The sequence below is a fragment of the Streptomyces sp. NPDC056486 genome, assembly GCF_042795295.1.
Taxonomy (GTDB): Bacteria; Actinomycetota; Actinomycetes; order Streptomycetales; family Streptomycetaceae; genus Streptomyces.
The window spans coordinates 15,383-36,234 of the sequence record NZ_JBHTSF010000019.1 but is presented as its reverse complement, the minus strand read 5'-3'; the positions used below and the strand labels follow the sequence as shown (position 1 = coordinate 36,234).

The 20,852-nt window shown below is 69.7% G+C and carries 17 protein-coding genes; 9 read left to right on the top strand and 8 right to left on the bottom strand.

Translation table 11 applies throughout. The annotated features are described in order from the left end of the window. The first annotated feature begins 130 nt into the window (after window positions 1-130). From ACFQ7F_RS10935 to ACFQ7F_RS10900, 8 genes are all read left to right on the top strand, one after another. Window positions 131-3,337: an alpha-L-rhamnosidase gene (locus ACFQ7F_RS10935; protein WP_383269145.1), complete on the top strand. Its 3,207-nt coding sequence runs from the start codon at window positions 131-133 to the stop codon at window positions 3,335-3,337. A gap of 33 nt (window positions 3,338-3,370) precedes the next feature. Beyond that, complete coding sequence (gene rhaI / locus ACFQ7F_RS10930; RefSeq protein WP_383269144.1) at window positions 3,371-4,540, top strand: L-rhamnose isomerase; 1,170 nt, start codon at window positions 3,371-3,373, stop codon at window positions 4,538-4,540. 5 nt (window positions 4,541-4,545) lie between these two features. Continuing rightward, window positions 4,546-6,585 carry a bifunctional aldolase/short-chain dehydrogenase gene (locus tag ACFQ7F_RS10925; protein ID WP_383269227.1) on the top strand — a complete coding sequence of 680 codons (2,040 nt, stop codon included), beginning with the start codon at window positions 4,546-4,548 and terminating at the stop codon, window positions 6,583-6,585. Window positions 6,586-6,938: 353 nt separating this feature from the next. After that, a complete protein-coding gene (locus ACFQ7F_RS10920) occupies window positions 6,939-8,471 on the top strand; it encodes a rhamnulokinase family protein (RefSeq protein WP_383269143.1) in 1,533 nt (510 codons plus the stop codon). A 65-nt stretch (window positions 8,472-8,536) separates the two neighbouring features. Beyond that, window positions 8,537-9,298 carry a (Fe-S)-binding protein gene (locus tag ACFQ7F_RS10915; RefSeq protein WP_383269142.1) on the top strand — a complete coding sequence of 254 codons (762 nt, stop codon included), beginning with the start codon at window positions 8,537-8,539 and terminating at the stop codon, window positions 9,296-9,298. A 5-nt stretch (window positions 9,299-9,303) separates the two neighbouring features. Beyond that, the gene (locus tag ACFQ7F_RS10910) at window positions 9,304-10,791 is read left to right on the top strand and encodes a lactate utilization protein B (protein WP_383269141.1); all 1,488 of its coding nucleotides are present in this window, start codon (window positions 9,304-9,306) and stop codon (window positions 10,789-10,791) included. Continuing rightward, window positions 10,788-11,441, top strand: a complete 654-nt coding sequence (locus tag ACFQ7F_RS10905; protein ID WP_383269139.1) for a lactate utilization protein C — start codon at window positions 10,788-10,790, stop codon at window positions 11,439-11,441. Before ACFQ7F_RS10910 ends, ACFQ7F_RS10905 begins: the two co-directional genes overlap by 4 nt. A 22-nt stretch (window positions 11,442-11,463) precedes the next feature. Continuing rightward, a complete protein-coding gene (locus ACFQ7F_RS10900) occupies window positions 11,464-12,627 on the top strand; it encodes a betaine/proline/choline family ABC transporter ATP-binding protein (protein WP_383269138.1) in 1,164 nt (387 codons plus the stop codon). Window positions 12,628-12,652: 25 nt separating this feature from the next. On the opposite strand, the gene ACFQ7F_RS10895 is transcribed toward ACFQ7F_RS10900, so the two are convergent. From ACFQ7F_RS10895 to ACFQ7F_RS10875, 5 genes are all read right to left on the bottom strand, one after another. Further along, window positions 12,653-13,603: an ABC transporter substrate-binding protein gene (locus ACFQ7F_RS10895; RefSeq protein WP_383269137.1), complete on the bottom strand. Its 951-nt coding sequence runs from the start codon at window positions 13,601-13,603 to the stop codon at window positions 12,653-12,655. After that, window positions 13,600-14,280: an ABC transporter permease gene (locus ACFQ7F_RS10890; protein WP_383269136.1), complete on the bottom strand. Its 681-nt coding sequence runs from the start codon at window positions 14,278-14,280 to the stop codon at window positions 13,600-13,602. The genes ACFQ7F_RS10895 and ACFQ7F_RS10890 overlap by 4 nt, the downstream gene beginning before the upstream one ends. Next, a complete protein-coding gene (locus ACFQ7F_RS10885) occupies window positions 14,277-14,957 on the bottom strand; it encodes an ABC transporter permease (protein ID WP_249591883.1) in 681 nt (226 codons plus the stop codon). Before ACFQ7F_RS10885 ends, ACFQ7F_RS10890 begins: the two co-directional genes overlap by 4 nt. A 117-nt stretch (window positions 14,958-15,074) precedes the next feature. After that, window positions 15,075-15,947 carry a SigB/SigF/SigG family RNA polymerase sigma factor gene (locus tag ACFQ7F_RS10880; RefSeq protein ID WP_383269134.1) on the bottom strand — a complete coding sequence of 291 codons (873 nt, stop codon included), beginning with the start codon at window positions 15,945-15,947 and terminating at the stop codon, window positions 15,075-15,077. A 3-nt stretch (window positions 15,948-15,950) separates the two neighbouring features. Then, a complete protein-coding gene (locus ACFQ7F_RS10875; RefSeq protein WP_383269133.1) occupies window positions 15,951-16,754 on the bottom strand; it encodes a VOC family protein in 804 nt (267 codons plus the stop codon). Between the two features lie 250 nt (window positions 16,755-17,004). Between ACFQ7F_RS10875 and ACFQ7F_RS10870 the strand changes: the two genes are divergently transcribed. Further along, a complete protein-coding gene (locus ACFQ7F_RS10870; RefSeq protein ID WP_383269131.1) occupies window positions 17,005-17,457 on the top strand; it encodes an SPW repeat protein in 453 nt (150 codons plus the stop codon). 76 nt (window positions 17,458-17,533) lie between these two features. Here ACFQ7F_RS10870 and ACFQ7F_RS10865 read toward each other — a convergent pair whose 3' ends face one another. From ACFQ7F_RS10865 to ACFQ7F_RS10855, 3 genes are read right to left on the bottom strand one after another with little or no spacing between them, the layout of a single operon-like run. Beyond that, a complete protein-coding gene (locus ACFQ7F_RS10865) occupies window positions 17,534-18,898 on the bottom strand; it encodes a GH1 family beta-glucosidase (protein ID WP_383269129.1) in 1,365 nt (454 codons plus the stop codon). Between the two features lie 53 nt (window positions 18,899-18,951). Next, window positions 18,952-19,848, bottom strand: a complete 897-nt coding sequence (locus tag ACFQ7F_RS10860) for a carbohydrate ABC transporter permease (protein ID WP_383269128.1) — start codon at window positions 19,846-19,848, stop codon at window positions 18,952-18,954. Continuing rightward, entirely contained in the window at window positions 19,841-20,851 is a 1,011-nt protein-coding gene (locus ACFQ7F_RS10855; RefSeq protein WP_383269126.1) for a carbohydrate ABC transporter permease, read from the bottom strand. Before ACFQ7F_RS10855 ends, ACFQ7F_RS10860 begins: the two co-directional genes overlap by 8 nt. Window position 20,852: the final 1 nt, after the last annotated feature.

The following is a 20,852-nucleotide window of genomic DNA, read 5'->3' as shown; positions in this document are numbered from 1 at the left end:
ACTTGAAAATCCTGTCGGCACTCCATGTGCCAAGGGTGAAGCACCCAAGGCCCCTTGACAGGAGTCAGCAGGCTCCCTAGCTTCGCCTCTCGTGAAACGATTCATCGTCGAGTCGTTACGGAGTCGAGTTGTGATCAGCAGAAGACGACTGCTCAGCACCACCGCCACGGCCGCCCTGGGAACGGCCATGGCCGCCGGAGCCGTTTCCCCCGCGCAAGCCGCCCAAGCCGCGCCCTCAGCCGGGGGCCGCGCCCTACGCGTGACCAGACCGACCGTCGAGTACGTGAGAAACCCGCTCGGCCTCGATGTACCGCGCCCCAGGCTGAGTTGGCCCCTGACGGCCGACAAGGAAGGCCAGGCGCAGTCCGCCTACCAGGTGCGCGTTGCCACCTCCTCCGGCCGCCTCACCGAGCCCGACGTCTGGGACAGCGGCAAGGTCGCGTCCAGCGACTCCGTCCTGGTCCCGTACGCGGGCCCCGACCTCAAGTCCCGCACGCGCTACTACTGGTCGGTGCGGGTCTGGGACAGCGGGGGCAAGGTTTCCGCGTGGAGTGAGCCCTCCTGGTGGGAGACCGGTCTCTCCGCGGCGAAGGACTGGTCGGCGCAGTGGATCGGTGCCCCCGCCTCCCTCGTGGGCGCGCCCGCCCTGGACGACGCCTCGTGGATCTGGTTCCCCGAGGGCGACCCCGCGACCAGCGCGCCCGCGGCCACCCGTTGGTTCCGCGGCAGCGTCGATGTCCCCGAAGGGGTAACCCGCGCGCGGCTTGTCATGACCGCCGACGACGGCTACACCGCGTACGTGAACGGCACGCAGGTGGCGCACACCGAGGCGGACAGCGCCGCCGACAACTGGCGCCGCCCCGCGGTCGTCGACGTGACCGCCCGACTGCGCGCCGGCGCCGCGGTCATCGCCGTCTCCGCCACCAATGCCACGACCGGGCCCGCCGGTCTGCTCGGCCTCCTCGAGGTGACGACCGCCGACGGCGTACACACCCTCGCCACCGACGGCGCATGGAAGACCACCGACAAGGAGCCATCGGGCGACTGGCAATCGGCCGGGTACGACGACGGCTCCTGGTCGGCAGCGAAGGTCCTCGCCGCGTGGGGCTCGGGCCCCTGGGGCAAGGTCGCCCCCAACCACTGCCCCGCAGCCCAACTGCGCCACGAGTTCCGCCTGCGGCCGGGCAAGAAGGTCGCGCGGGCCCGGCTGTACTCCACGGCTCTCGGCCTCTACGACGCGTGGCTGAACGGCGAGCGTGTCGGCGACGACCGTCTGGCTCCCGGCTGGACCGACTACAACAAGCGGGTCCAGTACCAGACGTACGACGTGACCAAGCAGCTCAAGTCCGGCGCCAACGCGCTCGGCGTGACGCTCGCGGTCGGCTGGTACGCGGGGAACGTCGGCATGTTCGGTCCGCATCAGTACGGCGAGCGGCCCGCGTTCCTGGGCCAGTTGGAGGTCACGTACACCGACGGCTCGACCGAGCGTGTACTCTCCGGCACCGGCTGGCGCACCGCCACCGGTCCGGTGACCGCAGCCGACCTCCTGTCGGGCGAGGACTACGACGCCCGCCTGGAGACCGCCGGTTGGACACGCGCCGGGTTCGACGACTCGGACTGGATCGCGGCGGACGCCGTCGACAAGGTCAAGGCCGCTGTCGTGGCCCAGATCGACGGGCACGCGCGCGTGGAGAGCGAGATATCCGCCCGGAAGGTGAGCGAGCCGAAGCCCGGCGTGTTCGTCTTCGACCTCGGTCAGAACATGGTCGGCGCGGTACGTCTCAACGTCTCCGGGAAAGCCGGCACAAAGGTCCGGCTGCGCCACGCGGAGGTTCTCAACCCGGACGGCACGATCTACACCACCAACCTGCGGACCGCGGGCGCTACGGACACCTACACGCTCAAGGGTGGCGGCAAGGAGACGTTCGAGCCGCGGTTCACCTTCCACGGCTTCCGCTACGTGGAGGTGACGGGCTATCCGGGCAAGCCACCGCTCGACGCGGTGGTGGGCCGCGTGATCCACACGTCGGCGCCGTTCACCATGGATTTCAAGACGAACGTCCCCATGCTCAACCAACTGCACAGCAACATCACATGGGGCCAGCGCGGCAACTTCCTCTCCATCCCCACCGACACCCCCGCACGCGACGAGCGGCTCGGCTGGACCGGCGACATCAACGTCTTCGCGCCGACCGCCGCCTACACGATGGAGTCGGCGCGCTTCCTCACCAAGTGGCTCGACGACCTGCGCGACGGGCAGCCCGACGACGGCGCCTTCCCCGACGTGGCCCCGTTCATCGGCACGGTGGGCAAGGGCGTGGCCGGCTGGGGCGACGCCGGAGTGACCGTCCCCTGGGCGCTGTACCAGGCGTACGGGGACAAGCGCGTCCTGGAGCAGTCCTGGTCGTCGATGCTCAAGTGGCTCGACTATCTGGAGAAGCACAGCAGCGGATATCTGCGCCCCGCCGAGGGCTACGGGGACTGGCTCAACATCCAGGACGAGACTCCCAAGGACGTCATCGGCACGGCCTACTTCGCGCACAGCGCCGACCTGGTCGCGCGGACCGCCGAAGCGCTCGGCAAGGACCCCGCCCCGTACAAGAAGCTCTTCGGCAGTGTCCGGGACGCCTTCCGCGCGGCGTACGTGACCGGCGGCGGCCGGGTGAAGGGCGACACGCAGACCGCGTACGTCCTGGCCCTGTCCATGGACCTGCTCACGGACGCCGACCGCGCACCGGCGGCCGCCCGCCTGGTGGAGCTCATCAAGTCCAAGGAATGGCACCTGTCGACGGGCTTCCTGGGCACCCCGCGCCTGCTGCCCGTCCTCACCGCCACCGGCCACACCGACGTGGCCTATCGCCTCCTCGTGCAGAAGTCCTTCCCCAGCTGGGGCTACCAGATCGACAAGGGCGCCACGACGATGTGGGAGCGCTGGGACTCCATCAAGCCGGACGGCAGTTTCCAGGACGCCGGCATGAACTCCTTCAACCACTACGCGTACGGCTCGGTGGGTGAGTGGATGTACGCGAACATCGCGGGCATCGCTCCGGCCGATCCGGGTTTCCGCAAGATCCTCGTCCGCCCGCGCCCCGGCGGTGGCGTGACCGAGGCGACGAGCAGCTTCGACGCGCTCTACGGCCCGGTCACGACCCACTGGAAGACGGACTCCGACGGATTCCGTCTCACGCTCACCTTGCCCGCCAACACCACGGCGGAGGTGTGGATCCCCGCCGACAAGCGCTCTCAAGTGACGCACGAAGCGGCGGAGTTCCTGCGGATGGAGGACGGCTGCGCCGTCTTCGCCGCCGCCTCCGGCACCCACCGCTTCTCCAACTGACCGACCCCGACCGCTCTTTCGGAAGGCTGCGCGATGACCGCCGGAACCAGCAAGGACGCCGTGAAAGCGGCACTCACCACCCAGGCCCTGGAGACCCCGTCCTGGGCGTACGGCAACTCCGGTACGCGCTTCAAGGTCTTCGCGCAGCCAGGTGTCCCCCGCACGACCCGGGAGAAGATCGACGACGCCGCCCGGGTGCACGCCCACACGGGCGTGGCGCCCAAGGTCGCCCTGCACATCCCCTGGGACAAGGTCGACGACTACGCGGCCCTCGCGGCCTACGCCACCGAGCGCGGCGTGCAGCTCGGGGCGATCAACACCAATGTCTTCCAGGACGACGACTACAAACTCGGCTCGGTCACCAACCCCGACCCGACGATCCGGCGCAAGGCACTCGACCATCTGCTCGAGTGCGTGGACATCATGGACGCGACGGGTTCACGCGACCTGAAGCTCTGGTTCTCCGACGGCATCAACTACCCCGGCCAGGACGACATCCGCAGCCGCCAGGACCGCCTCTCCGAAGCCCTGCGGGCCACCTACGACCGCCTCGGCGACGACCAGCGCATGCTCATCGAGTACAAGCTCTTCGAGCCGGCCTTCTACGCGACGGACATCCCGGACTGGGGCACGGCGTACGCGCACTGCCTCAAGCTCGGGCCCAAGGCACAGGTCGTCGTCGACACCGGCCACCACGCCCCCGGCACCAACATCGAGTTCATCGTAGCCACACTGCTGCGCGAGGGGCGTCTCGGCGCCTTCGACTTCAACTCGCGCTTCTACGCGGACGACGACCTGATGGCGGGCGCCGCCGACCCCTTCCAGCTCTTCCGGATCATGTACGAGGTCATCCGCGGCGGCGGCCTGAACTCCGACATCGCGTTCATGCTCGACCAGTGCCACAACATCGAGGCGAAGATCCCCGCGATCATCCGCTCGGTGATGAACGTGCAGGAGGCCACGGCGAAGGCGCTCCTCGTCGACGCCGACGCGCTGGCCGAGGCCCAGCGGACCGGCGACGTCCTTGCCGCCAACGCGGCCCTGATGGACGCCTTCAACACGGACGTCCGTCCCCTACTGGCAGAAGTCAGGGAGGACTCGGGGCTCGACCCGGATCCCATGAGGGCCTATCGGGAGTCAGGCTGGCAGGAGCGAATCGTCAAGGACCGCGTGGGCGGCGAGCAGGCCGGATGGGGGGCATGAGCGACATGACACAGCACGCACGGATCAAGGAACTCCTGGAGCGCGCGCACCGCTTGGGCGCCGACCCGCGCAACACGAATTACGCGGGCGGCAACGCCTCGGCGAAGGGCACAGCCCCCGACCCGGTCACCGGCGCGGACACGCAACTGATGTGGGTCAAGGGCTCGGGCGGCGACCTGGGCACCCTCACCGAGGAGGGCCTCGCGGTCCTTCGCCTGGACCGCCTCCACGCGCTCAAGGGGGTGTACGGGGGCGCGGACCGCGAGGACGAGATGGTCGCCGCCTTCGACTACTGCCTGCACGGCAAGGGTGGCGCGGCCCCTTCCATCGACACGGCGATGCACGCCCTGGTGGACGCGCCGCACGTGGACCACCTCCACCCCGACTCAGGCATCGCCCTGGCGTGTGCCGCGGACGGCGAGAAGCTGACGGCCGAGTGCTTCGGCTCCACGGTGACCTGGGTCCCCTGGCGCCGCCCCGGCTTCCAACTGGGCCTGGACATCGCCGCGGTGAAGGCGGCGAACCCCGACGCCATCGGCTGCGTCCTGGGCGGTCACGGCATCACGGCCTGGGGCGCCACTGCGGACGAGTGCGAGCGCAACTCCCTGCACATCATCCGCACGGCGGAGGCGTTCCTCGCCGACCGAGGCAAGCCCGCCCCCTTCGGCGAAGCCCTGCCCGAGTACGCCCCTCTCCCCACCGCCGCACGTCACCGACGCGCGGCCGAACTGGCCCCGCACATCCGTTCACTGGCCTCGCAGGACCGCCCCCAGATCGGCCACTTCACCGACACGGACCCCGTCCTGGACTTCCTGGCCTCCACCGAACACCCGCGCTTGGCGGCCCTTGGCACCTCCTGCCCGGACCACTTCCTGCGCACGAAGATCAGGCCGCTGGTCCTGGACCTCCCGCCCAGCGCCCCACTCCCGGAGGCCATCACCCGCCTCAAGGAGCTCCACACCGCGTACCGAGAGGAGTACGCGGCCTACTACACCCGCCACGCCGACCCGACCTCCCCCGCGATGCGCGGCGCCGACCCGGCGATCGTCCTCGTTCCGGGCGTGGGGATGTTCTCCTTCGGCAAGGACAAGCAGACAGCGCGTGTGGCGGGCGAGTTCTATGTGAATGCCATCAACGTCATGCACGGCGCCGAGGCCGTCTCCACGTACGCCCCGATCGACGAGTCGGAGAAGTTCCGCATCGAGTACTGGCCGCTGGAAGAGGCAAAGCTTCAGCGTCTGCCGAAGCCCAAGCCGCTGGCCACCCGAGTGGCCCTGGTGACCGGCGCGGGCAGCGGCATCGGCAAGGCGATCGCGCACCGCCTGGTGGCGGAGGGCGCCTGCGTCGCGGTGGCGGACCTCAACGCGGAGAACGCCGCAGCCGTGGCAGACGAGTTGGGCGGCCCGGACAAGGCGATCGCCATCCCCATGGACGTCACGTCCGAGGACCAGATCACAGCCGCCTTCACCGCCACAGCCCTGGCGTTCGGCGGAGTGGACCTGGTGGTGAACAACGCGGGCATCTCCATCTCCAAGCCCCTCCTGGACACCACGGCCCGCGACTGGGACCTGCAGCACGACATCATGGCCCGCGGCTCCTTCCTCGTCTCCCGCGAGGCGGCCCGCGTCATGCGGGACCAGGCCCTCGGCGGCGACATCATCTACATCACGTCCAAGAACGCGGTGTTCGCGGGCCCGAACAACATCGCGTACTCCGCCACCAAGGCGGACCAGGCTCACCAGGTCCGCCTCCTGGCCGCCGAGCTGGGCGAGTTCGGCATACGCGTGAACGGCATCAACCCGGACGGCGTGGTCCGCGGCTCGGGCATCTTCGCGGGCGGCTGGGGCGCACAGCGCGCGGCGACGTACGGGATCGAGGAGGAGAACCTGGGTGCGTTCTACGCCCAACGGACCATCCTCAAGCGCGAGGTGCTGCCCGAGCACGTGGCCAACGCGGTCTTCGCCCTGACGGCAGGCGACCTGACCCACACGACAGGCCTGCACATACCCGTGGACGCGGGCGTCGCGGCAGCGTTCCTCAGGTAACCGCAGCCCCCTCCGGTCGGTGCGGCGCACCCGACCGGAGGGACGCACCTGAGGCAGCCTCCAGGCCCCACCTACCCGCAGCCGCGCATCCGGCCGGAGGGGACGTGCCGGTATGTCTGCCCGGAGCACGGCACACAGCACTCCTCAGCCGAAGCAGCCGGCGCCCAGTAGCGGATAGCGAGGACGGACATACCGGCGCGGCCCCGCCCCGAAGAACACCACGCGACCACGACCAACGACCGTCGGACCGCCCATCACCGACCACCGACCGTCGCCCGCACACCACCGGCCACCGGTCGAGGGCCGCCCACCACCGGCCACCCGCACTCGCCCTTCAACCCCTGCGAGCCACCATGCCCAACCTCACCCCCAACCCCGCCCCCGGCGCCCCCGCCAGCCACCGCTTCGCCGCGATCGACCTGGGCGCCTCCAGCGGACGCGTCATGGTGGCCCGGGCAGGACCCGACACCCTCGACCTCCAAGAGGCACACCGCTTCCCCAACCGCCCGGTCCGCGCCGCCGGCACCCTGCACTGGGACGTCCTCTCCCTCTACGCCGGGATCCTCGACGGCCTCCGCGCCGCAGGCTCCGCCGCCCCCCTCACCTCCATCGGCATAGACAGCTGGGCAGTCGACTACGGCCTACTGGACGCCGACGGCGCACTCCTCGGCAACCCGGTGCACTACCGGGACTCCCGCACCGAGGGCATCGCAGCCACAGCGTGGAAGACCGTCCCGGCCACCGAGCTCTACGCCGCGACCGGCATCCAGCACGCCCCCCTCAACACCCTCTACCAACTCATGGCCGCCCAGGGATCAGCTCAACTGGCCGCCGCACAGCATCTGTTGCTCATCCCGGATCTGCTGACGTACTGGCTGACGGGCGAACTCGGCACCGAGCTGACTAACGCCTCCACCACGCAGCTGATGGACCCCGGCACAGGGGACTGGTCCCAGGAGGTGGCGGCGCGCCTCGGCATCGACCTCGGATTGTTCCCTCCCCTGCGGCACCCGGGCGCCCCCGCGGGCCACTTGCTTCCGCAGGTCCTGGAAGACACCGGCCTGAACACGCCCACCCCCGTCACAACGGTCGCCTCCCACGACACCGCGTCAGCGGTAGCCGCCGTCCCCGCCACCACGGAGAACTTCGCCTACATCTGCACCGGCACATGGTCGCTCGCAGGCCTGGAGCTGACGGCGCCCATCCGCACGGAGGAGAGCCGCGAAGCCAACTTCACCAACGAGCTCGGCATCGACGGCACGGTCCGCTATCTGCGCAACATCATGGGCCTGTGGCTCCTCCAGGAGTGCCTGCGCACCTGGGCCACCGGAACGGGCACCGGCCCCGGAACGCGCGCCGGCGCCCCCGACCTGGAAGCACTCCTCCGCGAGGCCGCCACCGCCCCCGCCCTCCGCTCGCTCGTCGACGCGGCCGACCCCGCCTTCCTCTCCCCCGGAGACATGCCGCGCCGCATCGCCGAGGCCTGCCGGGCCACGGGCCAACCCGTCCCCGACACCCCCGCCGAGACGACGCGCTGCATCCTCGACTCCCTGGCGCTGGCCCACCGCCGGGCCGTCAAGGACGCCCAACGCCTCGCGGACCGGGCCGTGGACGTCGTCCACATAGTCGGCGGCGGGGCCCGCAACGCTCTCCTGTGCCAACTGACCGCGGACGCCTGTGGGCTGCCCGTCATCGCGGGCCCGGCAGAGGCCGCCGCCCTCGGCAACGTACTCGTGCAGGCGCGAGCGCAGGGCCTCATGCGCGACCGCCATGAAATGCGTGCCCTGCTGGCCCGCACCCAGCAGCTGACTCGGTACGAGCCGACCGGCGACCCGGCGCGCCGGGCGGCATGGGACGAGGCCGCGCGACGCGTCCCCGCATCATGACTCCCGCAAAGCGCCCGTAGCGCATACGCTGCATCCATCCGATGATCGACGAGGAGGAACCCGCGATGCGTGTCGCTCTGTTCCTGACCTGTGTCAACGACACGCTCTATCCCGACACAGGCCGCGCGGTGGTGAAACTGCTGACCAGACTGGGAGTTGACGTCGAATTCCCGATGGCGCAGACCTGCTGCGGGCAGGCGCACTACAACACGGGTTACCGCCATCAGGCAGAGCCGCTCGCGCGTCATTTCTCCGATGTTTTCGGTTCGGACGAGTACGACGCGATCGTGACGCCCTCCGGCTCGTGCGGCGCGATGGTCCGCGAGCTGTACCCCCGCATGGGAGAACGGGCCCGCTCCGAGGGCCGCGGGAACGGCCTTGCGGCCACGCTGGCCCCCGTCGTCCCCAAGACGTACGAACTCACCGAGTTCCTGGTGGACATCCTCGGTGTGACGGACGTCGGGGCGTACTACCCGCACACGGTGACGTACCACCCGACCTGCCACGGACTGCGCAGTCTCGGCCTGGGCGAGCGTCCCACGCGGCTGCTCCAGGCGGTCAAGGGACTTGAACTGGTCGAGCTTCCGGGCGCGGACGAGTGCTGCGGTTTCGGCGGCACCTTCGCGATGAAGAACTCCGATGTCTCGTCGGCGATGGGCACGGACAAGGTGCGCAACGCCGAGTCGACGGGCGCCGACATCCTGTGCGCGGCGGACAACTCCTGCCTGATGCACATCGGGGGCACGATGACCCGCCTCAGGAGCGGCGTACGCCCGGTCCACATCGCGGAGATCCTGGCGAGCACGGAAGAGGAGTCCCTGTCATGAGCGGCATGAGCAGCACGTTCGTAGGCATGCCCGCCTTCCCGACGGCGGCCCGCGAGGCCGTGGGCAACAAAACCCTGCGCGCCAACCTGCGGCACGCCACGCACACCATCCGCGACAAACGGGCCCGTGCCGTCGCCGAGCTCGACGACTGGGCGCAGCTCCGCGAGGCGGGCAAGCGGATCAAGGACGAGACCCTGCGCCATCTCGACCGCCATCTGATCCGGCTGGAGGAGTCGGTCACCGCGGCGGGCGGCACCGTGCACTGGGCGGCGGACGCCGACGAGGCGAACCGCATCGTGACCGCGCTGGTCAAGGACACCGGCCAGACCGAGGTGGTCAAGGTCAAGTCGATGGCCACCCAGGAGATCGGGCTCAACGAAGCCCTTGAGGCCGAGGGCATCCACGCGTACGAGACCGACCTCGCCGAGCTCATCGTGCAGCTCGGCAAGGATCGCCCGTCCCACATCCTCGTCCCCGCCATCCATCGCAACCGCGGCGAGATCCGCGAGATCTTCGCGCGCGAGATGAGCGAGTGGGGCCGCCCCGCCCCGGACGGACTCACCGACACCCCGGCCGAACTCGCCGAGGCCGCCCGTCTTCACCTCCGGGAGAAGTTCCTGCGTGCCAAGGTCGGCGTCTCGGGAGCGAACTTCATGGTCGCCGAGACGGGCACGCTGGTGGTCGTCGAGTCGGAGGGCAACGGCCGTATGTGCCTCACTCTCCCCGAGACGCTCATCTCGGTCGTCGGCATCGAGAAGATCGTGCCGACCTGGCGGGACCTGGAGGTCTTCCTCCAGACGCTCCCGCGCTCCTCGACGGCCGAGCGCATGAACCCGTACACGTCGATGTGGACCGGCACGACCCAGGAGGACGGCCCGAGCACCTTCCACCTGGTGCTCCTCGACAACGGCCGCACCGACACGCTCGCCGACGAGGTGGGCCGCCAGGCACTGCGCTGCATCCGCTGCTCGGCCTGTCTCAACGTCTGCCCCGTGTACGAACGAGCGGGAGGCCACGCGTACGGCTCGGTCTACCCCGGCCCCATCGGAGCGATCCTCAGCCCCCAGCTCCGCGGCACCCAGAGCGAGATCGACGCCTCGCTGCCCTATGCGTCATCCCTCTGCGGCGCCTGCTATGAGGTGTGTCCGGTGGCCATCGACATCCCCGAAGTCCTCGTCCATCTGCGGGAGCGGGTGGTCCAGGGCGGCGAAGTGGTACGGGACGGCACGAAGGTGACGCTGCGGCCGGCGAAGGGGCACGCCTCCGAGCGGGCCGCGATGCGTGCGGCAGGCTGGGCGTTCGGCCGTCCGGGGGCGCTGCGGGCCGGGCAGCGCCTTGCGTCCGGAACCCGGCGCTTCCATCCGCGCACGCTTCCGGGACCCGGCAGGGCGTGGAGCGCGACGCGGGATCTGCCGAAGGTGCCGGCGGAGCCGTTCCGTGACTGGTGGCGGCGTACGGATGGCGGCCGGGCGGAGAAGGGCGGCACGAAGTGAGCAGCAGGGACCAGATCCTGGGCCGCGTCCGACGGGCACTGGCGGACATCCCGGACGACAAGGAGACGTACGACTACGACCGGTCCTTCCCCCGCGACTATCTGCGCGAGCACGGCGACCGCACCACCGGGCAGACCGTCGAGCTGCTCGCGGAGAATCTCGCCGACTATCGCGCGCGCGTGCACCGCTGCACGGACGAGGAGCTGCCCGCGCTGCTCATGCGCCTGCTCTCGGCACGCGGCGCGCGGACGGTGCTCGTGCCGCCCGGCCTGCCGCCGCACTGGCTCGAGGCCGCCGACGCGACCCTCGTCGCCGACCGCGCCACGAGCACCCCGGGTGATCTCGACGAAGTCAGCAGCGTCGTCACCGGCTGCGCGGTGGCCGTGGCCGAGACCGGCACGATCGTCCTGGACGGCGGCCCCGACCAGGGGCGTCGGCGCATCACGCTCGTCCCCGATCACCACATCTGTGTCGTACGGGTACCGGACCAGGTCGTCTCCTCCGTCCCGCAGGCACTCGAACGGCTCGATCCCGTCCGCCCGCTGACCTGGATCTCCGGACCGTCCGCCACCAGCGACATCGAACTGGACCGGGTGGAGGGCGTGCACGGCCCGCGCACCCTGGAGGTGGTGCTGGTGAGCGGAGTCTGAAGGCCGCGGTTAGCGTGAGTGCATGATCCGGTTCGAGCAGGTGAGCAAGCGCTACCCGGACGGCACGATGGCCGTGGACGAGCTGTCCTTCGAGGTCGCCCAGGGTGAACTGGTCACGCTCGTCGGACCGTCCGGGTGCGGCAAGACGACCACGATGATGATGGTGAACCGCCTCATCGAGCCGACCGCGGGCCGCATCTTCGTGAACGGCGAGAACATCGCGGACGTCGACCCGGTCCGCCTTCGCCGCCGTATCGGCTATGTCATCCAGCAGGTGGGGCTCTTCCCGCACCGGACGGTCCTCGACAACACGGCGACCGTCCCCGCCCTTGTGGGCTGGAAGAAGGCGAAGGCGCGGGCGCGGGCGGCCGAGCTGCTCGACCTGGTGGGCCTCGACCCGAAGACGTACGGCCCCCGCTACCCCGAGCAGTTGTCCGGCGGCCAGCGCCAGCGCGTCGGCGTGGCGCGCGCCCTGGCGGCCGATCCGCCCGTACTCCTCATGGACGAGCCGTTCGGGGCGGTCGACCCGGTGGTGCGCGAGCAGTTGCAGGACGAGTTCCTGCGGATGCAGGCGGCGGTCCGCAAGACGGTTCTCCTGGTCACGCACGACATCGAGGAAGCCGTCAGGCTCGGTGACCGCATCGCGGTGTACGGGCAGGGGCGCATCGAGCAGTTCGACACGCCAGGGGCGGTGCTCGGCACTCCGGCGACGCCGTACGTCGCCGAGTTCGTGGGCGCCGACCGGGGTCTCAAGCGCCTCTCGGTCACCGAGATCCAGGCGGACGATCTGGAGCAGCCGTCGGTGGTGCGCCTGGACGAGTCCGCCGCGCACGCGGCGGCCCGTCTTCGCGAGCAGGACGCACGCTGGGGTGTCGTCCTGGACACGGACGGGGATCTGCACGGCTGGGTCGGCATCGACGAGGTGTCCCTGGCCGGTGCGGGCGGCAGGGTGGGCGATCTGGCCCATCGTATGAAGGCGTGGGTCCCGGTCGGCGCCCCGCTCAAGCAGGCTTTCGGTGTGATGCTCCAGCACGACGCGGGCTGGGTCGCGGTCCTCGACGGGGCACGCTTCCTCGGCGTGTTGACCCCGGCGAAGCTGCACGAGGCACTGCGCCGCTCGGTGGACGCCGACGCGCAGGGCGTGGCCCGGGATCAGGTGGATTTCGACTCGGTGGCAGACGCCTGAACCCGCACGGCCGGCGTCTCGGGCGTCACAGCAGCCGCTTCTCCTCCAGGTAGGTGCGCGCGACGTCCTGCGGCAGTCGCCGCCAGCTGTCCACCTGTTCGTTCATGGACGCCAGGTCCGCCGTCGTCAGTACGGAGTTGAGGCGGCCGAGTGCCTTCGCGACGCCTTCGCTGCCCGCGCGGGAGCGGTTGACGACCGGGACGATGTAGTCGGCGTTCTGGAGCTTCTTGTCGTCCTTCAGGAGCACCAGGCCGAAGTCGTCGAGCGTGGCGTCCGTCGACGTGGTCAGGACCATCTGGTCCTGACCGCTCTGTACGGCCTTCTTGGCCTGGGTCGTACCCACGCCCTTGGGGTCGACGGAGGTGATGTCGATGCCGTAGACCTTCTTCAGACCGGGTTCGCAGTACGGGCGTTGCACGCATTCGTCGCCCGCGGCGAGGCGTACCTTCAGGCCGGATTTTCCGAGGTCGCTCAGGGTCTTCAGGTGGTGCTGCTCCGCGTAGGACGCGGTGACGGCGAACGCGTTCTGGTCGACGGCCTTACCCGCGTCGAGGACGGTGAGGCCGCGCGGCATCGCGAGGCCGCGCAGAGCGCTCATGGTGGCGTCGAGGTCGGGCGATCCGACCGGCTCGGCGTCCGCGCCGTTCTTCTTGGCGTTCAGCCAGTCCGCGAACGTCGCCGCGTACTCGGGGACGACGTCGATCTGCCCGGACTCCAGAGCGGGTTCGTACAGCTCGCGGTTGGCCACGGAGAGGATCTCCGCACCATATCCGGCCTTCGTCAGGAGCAGGGAGTACATCTGGGCGAGCAGATCGCTCTCGGTGAACCCCGCCGAGCCGATGACCAGGTGATGGCTGTCGCCGGGCGGCGCGGTGACCTCGCCCTGGGTCTCCAGGGACGGTCCCGATGAGCAGCCTGCCAGCGACAGGGCGACCCCGGCCGCGACCGCCGCACTCCGTCTCGCGAGGCGCCTCATCCGGTCCGCCCTCTCCCCCGCGCCCATCCGGGGGCGAGCCGTTCGCCGATCTCGAAGAGCCCCTCGACGATCAGCGCGAACACGGCGACAAGGACGGCGCCCGCCACCACCTGCGGGGTGCTCGCGAGGTTGAACCCGGCCGTGATGATCCGGCCGAGTCCCCCGCCGCCCGCGAGCGCCGCGATCGTGGCGGTGGCCACGAGCTGTACGGCGGCGATCCGTACCCCGCTGAGGACCAGCGGCATCGCGAGCGGCAGTTCGACCCGCCAGAGCATCTGCCGACCCGTCATTCCCATGCCGCGCGCGGCTTGTACGACGCTGCGGTCCACCCCCCGCATCCCGACGTACGCGTTGGTGAGCAGCGGTGGCACGGCGAACAGGACGAGCGCGACGACGGTGGGGCCCTCGCCCCAGTTCCCGATCGGCGTGAGGAGCAGCAGGACGAGGACCGCGAAGGTCGGGACCGCGCGGCCGACGTTGGAGATGTTGACCGCCAGGGCGCCGCCCTTGCCGAGATGGCCGAGGACGAGTGCGACCGGAAGCGCGATCAGACAGCTCAGCAGCAGGCAGACAACTGTGAGGACGAGGTGCTGGCTGAGCCGGTGCCAGATGCCGTCGTCGCCCGCCCAGTGCGCCGAGTCGGTGAGCCACTGCCAGGCATCGCTGATGGTGTTCATGAGCGGACCGCCCTCGTCCACGGAGTGAGGATCCGCTGCACGCCGAGGAGCAGCAGATCGGCCAGTACGGCGATGACGACACACAGCACGGAAGCGGTCAGGACCTGCGCCTTGAAGTAGGTGTTCATGCCCGCGTAGATGAGGTTGCCGAGCCCGCCGAAGCCGACGATCGCACCGACCGTGACGAGGGAGACCGCGGAGACGGTGGCGATGCGCAGGCCCGCCATCGCGGCGGGAAGGGCGAGCGGCAGTTCGACGGTGAGCAGGAGCCGGATCGGCCCGTAGCCCATGCCGCGGGCTGCCTGCCGGGTGTCCTCGGGGACGGCGCGCAGGCCGGCCAGGATGTTGCGGACGAGCAGCGTCAGTGAGTACAGGACGAGTCCCGCGACGACGAGGGACGCGGAGAGTCCGTACACGGGAAGCAGCAGCGAGAACATCGCGAGCGAGGGGATCGTGTAGAGGACCGTGGTCAGCGCGAGGACGGGACCGGCCGCCAGGGCCCAGCGGCGTGCGACGACGGCCAGCGGGACGGCGATGACGAGCGCGATGAGGACGGAGACCGCGGTCAGCTCCAGATGCTGGAGGACCGCGTCGACGATGATCTGGCGGCGGGTGCTCAGATACTCACCGCAGATCCACTCGTTGCGCGCGAGGCAGTCGTCCGGGGGCGCGGTCACTCGTTCATTCCAGCGGGCGGGGCGGGGGACGGCGCGTTCTGGTCCCCCGTACGGGCGTCGGGGCGATGCGCCCGTACGAGCGCCGGGCAGTCCCCCGCCCCCGTCCCGCCCCCTTACCTATTCGCGCGTCCGCAGTCCCCTGCGCAGGCGGTCGAGGGTCTGGGAGAGCAACCGCGACACATGCACCTGCGAAAGGCCGAGGGCCGTGCCGATCTCGGCCTGTGTCATCTCCTGGCCGAAGCGCATCTCGATGATGCGGCGCTCGCGCTCGTCGAGCTCCGCCAGGAGCGGAGCCAGGGCGTGCAGGTGCTCGAAGACCTCCATGGCGGGGTCCGGGGCGCCCATGGCCTCGGCGAGCGAGCGGCCGCCTTTGTACGTGTCGCCGGCCTCGCCCGGGTCCTGCGGGGCGTCCAGGGAGCCTGCCGCGTAGCCGTTGGCGGCCACGACCGCCTCCAGGACCTGCTCCTCGGCCACCGCCAAGTCGGCCGACAGCTCCTTGACCGTAGGTTCACGACCGAGCACGGAAGCAAGCCGCTCCTGGGACTTGACCAGTTCGCCCCGGAGCTCCTGCAGCCTGCGCGGGACGTGCACGGCCCAGCTGGTGTCACGGAAGTGGCGTTTGATCTCGCCGAGGATGCAGGGCACGGCGAACGAGACGAACTCGCACCCTCGGCTCACGTCGAACCGGTCGATCGCCTTGATGAGGCCGATGATCCCGACCTGGACGAGATCCTCCAGCTGCCCGTTGCCGCGATTGCGGTAGCGGCCCGCGACGTAGTGCACCAGGGCGAGGTTCATCTCGATCAGGGTGTCGCGCGTGTACGTGTGGTCGGGCGAGCCGCTCTCCAGCGTCCGGAGCCGTTCGAAGAAGAGCTTCGACAGTTCCCGCGCGTCCGCAGGCGCGACCTGGTCGGCTTCCTCGATCCAGGGCAGCCCGACGGCCTCACCCCGCGACCGCTCCTGATCGCCCTTCATGCTCTCGACTGGCATGCCTCACTCCGCCACGACAGCGAAGGGAATCCCTTCGCGATCCGCCAGCACGGCCTCCCGCAGGGCATGGGACCCCCGCGGTGGTGAGATGACACGTCCGCCCCAGACCGCGGCCGCGTCGGCGGCCTCGTCGACATCGGCCACGCGGAAGCATGTGTGCCAGTGGCGGCGCCCCTCGAAGCCCGGCACCGCTCCCTCCTTGAGCGCGGCGACCTGGCGCGGTCCGTCACGCACCAGGATGTCCCCGCCGGAGTACTCCACCTGGCAGCTGTCGCCGAGCTCGTCCGCCCAGCCGAGCACACCACCGTAGAAGAGGGCCGCCGCGAAGACGTCCCCCGTGTGCAGTTCGAGCCGGGCCACCGGACCCTCCGCCGGCGTCCAGCGGCGGTCGGGGGCCCGGTGCCGCAGACCGAACACCACGTCGTGGGGCCCCGCCGCCACGGCGGCTCGTCCGGCCGCTGTGGTCAGCGGCCCGACCGCCACGGTGGCGCCCCGGTCGCGGAGCCGTCCCACCGCGTGGTCCAGGTCGTCGACGGCGAAATGCGGCATCCAGCCCGCGTGGACGCCCAGGTCGCAGGAGGCCTCACTGATGGTCCCCACCGGCACTCCGGCCTTCAGGGCCAGGGAGCGTGCGGTGCCCGCCGAGCCGAGCAGCGGCACATGACACCAGCCCAGGACCCGCTCGTAGAACTCCTTGGCGGCCTTGGTGTCACGCGAGGCCAGACTCAGCCAGCACGGCGCACCCCCCGCCTTCCGCAGGGCGCGCGGCCCGCGGCTTCCCGCGAGCACTCCGATGTCCCTTGTCACAGCGCCTTCTCCTCACCCGAGTTTCTGCGGTCCTGCCTGTGGTTCCGCAGATCACGGGTTCGGATACGGGACCTTCTTCACTGATCCCGGGGACCAAGGCCATCTCCCCGCCGGACCGAAAGTCACGCACGCCGCATGGAATAAATCACCTATAACTACACATAAGGAAAAAATAAGAGCAGAATGGATGTGCGCGACATCCCGCCGCGCGATGTGATCAGGCCTGCACGAACCAGAGGAGACGAGTCTCATGGCCGACGTCTCACACAGGGGAGACATAGCCGCTCACCCTGACGTATCCGAGATGCGGGATCGGTACGCCCGCGTACTCGGTGGACGCGATGTGGCACTCGTGGACGGGCCCGTGTTTCTCACGGGTCTCTTCTGTGCCATCTCCCCCTGGGTGGTCCACTTCACCACCAGCCAGCCCGTCCTCGCGACGCACAACCTCATCATGGGCATCGCGATCGGCCTGCTGGGTCTTGGATTCACCGTCGCACCGGCCAGGATGTACGGCCTGAGCTGGGCCATGTGCGCCATGGGCGTATGGATGATCGTGTCGCCGTGGATCGTCGGCACGAGCCCCGACATGGGCGTCATCCTCACCAACGTCATCATCGGCGGCCTCACCCTCCTCCTTGGCCTCGTGTGCACGGGCGCGGCGGCGAAGGAGAGCCGAAAGGCCACCCCGAACTCCACCTGAAGAAGGGGCAAGGACGCCGCAGCGGCCCCCGGATCGGCGGAGAGCCGGGAGCCGCTGTCGGCACGCGCGGGCCCTGTCAGGCGGCGCGGCTCACGCTCCCCTGGTGGCCGCGGATGATGTCGGCATAGCGTCGGCCGCTGCCCTTGACGGTGCGGCGCTGCGTCTCGTAGTCGACGTGCACCAGGCCGAACCGCTTGTCGTAGCCGTAGGCCCACTCGAAGTTGTCGAGCAGCGACCACGCGTAGTACCCGGCAAGGGGCGCTCCCTTGCGGGCGGCGCTCGCACAGGCCGCGAGATGGCGGACCAGGTAGTCGGTGCGCTCCGGGTCGTCGATCGTTCCGTCGGGGCGTACGACGTCGGGGTAGGACGAGCCGTTCTCGGTGACGTACAGCTTGCGCGCCCCGTACTCGTTCGTGAGGCGCAGCAGGAGCGTCTCGATGCCGCTCGCGTCGATCTCCCAGTCCATGCCGGTGCGGGGCACTCCCTCGCGGCGCACTTGGTGGGCGTAGGGCGCGGGACCCGTGGGGTCGTCGGAGACGACGGCCGGGAAATAGTAGTTCAGCCCCAGCCAGTCGAGCGGCTGCGCGATGTTCGCCAAGTCGCCCGCACGCTCGGGAAGTTCGACGCCGTAGACCTCTTGCATGTCGGCGGGGAAGCCGCGGCCGTGGATCGGGTCGAGCCACCAGCGGTTGGTGTGGCCGTCCACCCGGCGGGCGGCGGCGACATCCTCGGGGCTCTCGCTCGCGGGCTCGACCGTGGAGAGGTTGTTGACGATGCCGATCTGCGCGCCGGGCGCCGCGGCGCGGATCGCCTGGGTGGCCAGGCCGTGCCCGAGCAGCAGGTGGTACGAGGCGCGCACGGCGGCGGTCAGGTCGGTCAGGCCCGGTGCCATCCGGCCTTCGAGGTGGCCGATCCAGGCCGAGCAGAGGGGTTCGTTGAGCGTGGTCCACTGGGTGACGCGGTCACCGAAGCGCTCGGCGGCGATGGACGCGTACGCGGCGAAGTGCTCGGCCGTCTCGCGCTCGGGCCAGCCGCCGCGGTCCTGGAGGACCTGCGGCAGGTCCCAGTGGTAGAGGGTCACCGACGGCGTGATGCCCGCGTCGAGCAGTCCGTCGATCAACTGGTCGTAGAAGTCGAGGCCCTTGGCGTTGGGCGGCCCGTCACCGCCGGGCACGACGCGCGGCCAGGCGAGGGACAACCGGTAGGCGTTGGTGCCCAGTTGCTTCATCAGCGCGATGTCCTCGCGCCAGCGGTTGTAGTGGTCGCAGGCCACGTCACCGTGATCGTCGTTGTCGATCTTTCCGGGGGTGTGCGAGAAGGTGTCCCAGATCGAAGGAGACCGGCCGTCCTGGGTGACGGCCCCCTCGATCTGGTACGCCGATGTGGCCGTGCCCCACGCGAAGTCGTGCGGGAGTGCGGCAAGGTCGATGAGCTCGGACACAGACGTCCTCTCAGACGGGTTTGTTGCCAGGCGATGAGACGGAAGGGAAGAGGTCACTTGACAGCTCCGGCGGTCAGGCCGGCGACCAGATAGCGCTGGAGAAGGAGGAAGCCCGCCACCACCGGGATGCTCACGACCAGCGACGCGGCCATGATCTGGTTCCAGTAGACGTCGTTCTGGGTGGAGTAGCCCTGCAGACCGATGGCGAGGGTGCGGGTGGCATCGTTCGTCATGACGGAGGCGAAGAGCACTTCTCCCCATGCGGTCATGAAGGCGTAGACGCCGACCGCGACGATGCCGGGGATCGCGGCCGGTACGACGACCCGGAAGAGCGCGCCGATCGGGCCGCAGCCGTCGACGAGCGCCGCCTCGTCCAGGTCGCGCGGCACCGAGTCGAAGTACCCGATCAGCATCCAGATCGAGAAGGGCAGCGAGAAGGTCAGATAGGTGAGGATGAGCCCGGCCCGCGAGCCGAACAGGGCGATCCCCGTGGCGTTGCCGATATTGACGTACATCAGGAACAGCGGCAGCAGGAACAGGATGCCGGGGAACATCTGGGTGGACAGGACCGTCACCGTGAAGACGCGCTTGCCGCGGAACTGGTAGCGGCTGACGGCGTAGGCCGCGAAGACCGCGATCACCACCGAGCAGACGGTGGCCGCGCCCGCCACGATCAGCGAGTTCATGAAGTACTTCGCCAGCGGAACGGTCTTCCAGATGTCGATGTACGGGCGGATCGTGAGCCCGCTCGGAATCCAGCGGAACTTGCCCGACACGTCCTCGAGGGGCTTGAGCGAGCTGGACACCATCACGAAGACCGGGAGCAGCACGAAGCCCGTGAGCAGCGTCAGGAAGATCCGTCGCGACCAGAGGAAGGACCGGGGAGCCGCCATCGGCGACCGGGGCTTCGCCGCCCCGCGGGGCCGCGTGGCCATGCGGACGCTAGACATGCACGGACTTCCTCTCGCGCGAGGTGATCCACAGATAGACGCCCGTCACCGCGAGCAGGAACAGGAGCAGCAGGACGGACATGGCGGAGCCTGTGCCGAAGTTCCAGGTGGCGAACGAGGACTGATAGATGTGGATCGAGATCAGGTCCGCGGCCTCGGGCGCCGACCTGCCGAACAGGACGTACGGCGTGTTGAAGTCGTTGAACGTCCACAGGAACAGGACGAGCACGAGGACCTGGTTGACGGAGCGCAGGGACGGCAGCGTGATGCGGCGGATCTGCTGCCACATTCCGGCGCCGTCGAGCGCCGCCGCCTCGTACATCTCCCTGGGGATGTTCTGCAGCCCGGCCATCATGATGAGGAAGGCGAACGGCCAGCCCTTCCACACCGACACGGTGAGCAGCGCGACGAAGCTGTTGTCGCCGATCAGCCAGAACGGGGCGCTGTCGGTGAGGCCCAACTGGTCGTGAAGGACGTGGTTGATGAGGCCGTTGTCACGCTGGAACATGAAGCCCCAGGTGATCACCGCGGCATACACGGGCAGTGCGTACGGGACGAGGAAGAGCGCCCTGAGGAAGCCCCGTCCCTTGAACGACTCCTGCAGATAGATCGCGGCGGTCGTCCCGATCAGCCAGCAGAGGCCGACGGACAGGAGCGTGAACGCGCAGGTGACGAAGAACGAGTGCAGCAGCGCCTCGCCCACCGGCGCGTCGAAGTCCACCGACACCTTGTAGTTGTCCAGGCCCGACCAGGGCGCGGCGCCCCAGTCGCGGATGAAGAACTGGGTGAGCTCCTTGAAGCTCATCACGGCGCCGATGACGATCGGCAGCAGATGGACGAGGAGTTCGAGCAGGAGGGCGGGGAGCAGCAGGAGGTACGGGAGGCCGATGCGGCGGAGCCGTCCGGGGCGGCGGCGCGGGCTGCGCTGCTTCTCCGGGGCGTTCTCGGACGGCTCCTTGGCATCCTGAACGACGGTCGTGGTCCCAGTGGTCCCAGTAGTCACG

What these genes read in the sequence shown, in the direction of transcription:
- rhaI (WP_383269144.1), top strand. Translation starts at nt 3,371, where the DNA reads ATGACCGCCGGAACCAGCAAGGACGCCGTGAAAGCGGCACTCACCACC.
- ACFQ7F_RS10925 (WP_383269227.1), top strand. Translation starts at nt 4,546, where the DNA reads ATGACACAGCACGCACGGATCAAGGAACTCCTGGAGCGCGCGCACCGC.
- ACFQ7F_RS10920 (WP_383269143.1), top strand. Translation starts at nt 6,939, where the DNA reads ATGCCCAACCTCACCCCCAACCCCGCCCCCGGCGCCCCCGCCAGCCAC.
- ACFQ7F_RS10915 (WP_383269142.1), top strand. Translation starts at nt 8,537, where the DNA reads ATGCGTGTCGCTCTGTTCCTGACCTGTGTCAACGACACGCTCTATCCC.
- ACFQ7F_RS10910 (WP_383269141.1), top strand. Translation starts at nt 9,304, where the DNA reads ATGAGCAGCACGTTCGTAGGCATGCCCGCCTTCCCGACGGCGGCCCGC.
- ACFQ7F_RS10900 (WP_383269138.1), top strand. Translation starts at nt 11,464, where the DNA reads ATGATCCGGTTCGAGCAGGTGAGCAAGCGCTACCCGGACGGCACGATG.
- ACFQ7F_RS10895 (WP_383269137.1), bottom strand. Translation starts at nt 13,603, where the DNA reads ATGAGGCGCCTCGCGAGACGGAGTGCGGCGGTCGCGGCCGGGGTCGCC.
- ACFQ7F_RS10890 (WP_383269136.1), bottom strand. Translation starts at nt 14,280, where the DNA reads ATGAACACCATCAGCGATGCCTGGCAGTGGCTCACCGACTCGGCGCAC.
- ACFQ7F_RS10880 (WP_383269134.1), bottom strand. Translation starts at nt 15,947, where the DNA reads ATGCCAGTCGAGAGCATGAAGGGCGATCAGGAGCGGTCGCGGGGTGAG.
- ACFQ7F_RS10870 (WP_383269131.1), top strand. Translation starts at nt 17,005, where the DNA reads ATGGCCGACGTCTCACACAGGGGAGACATAGCCGCTCACCCTGACGTA.
- ACFQ7F_RS10860 (WP_383269128.1), bottom strand. Translation starts at nt 19,848, where the DNA reads ATGTCTAGCGTCCGCATGGCCACGCGGCCCCGCGGGGCGGCGAAGCCC.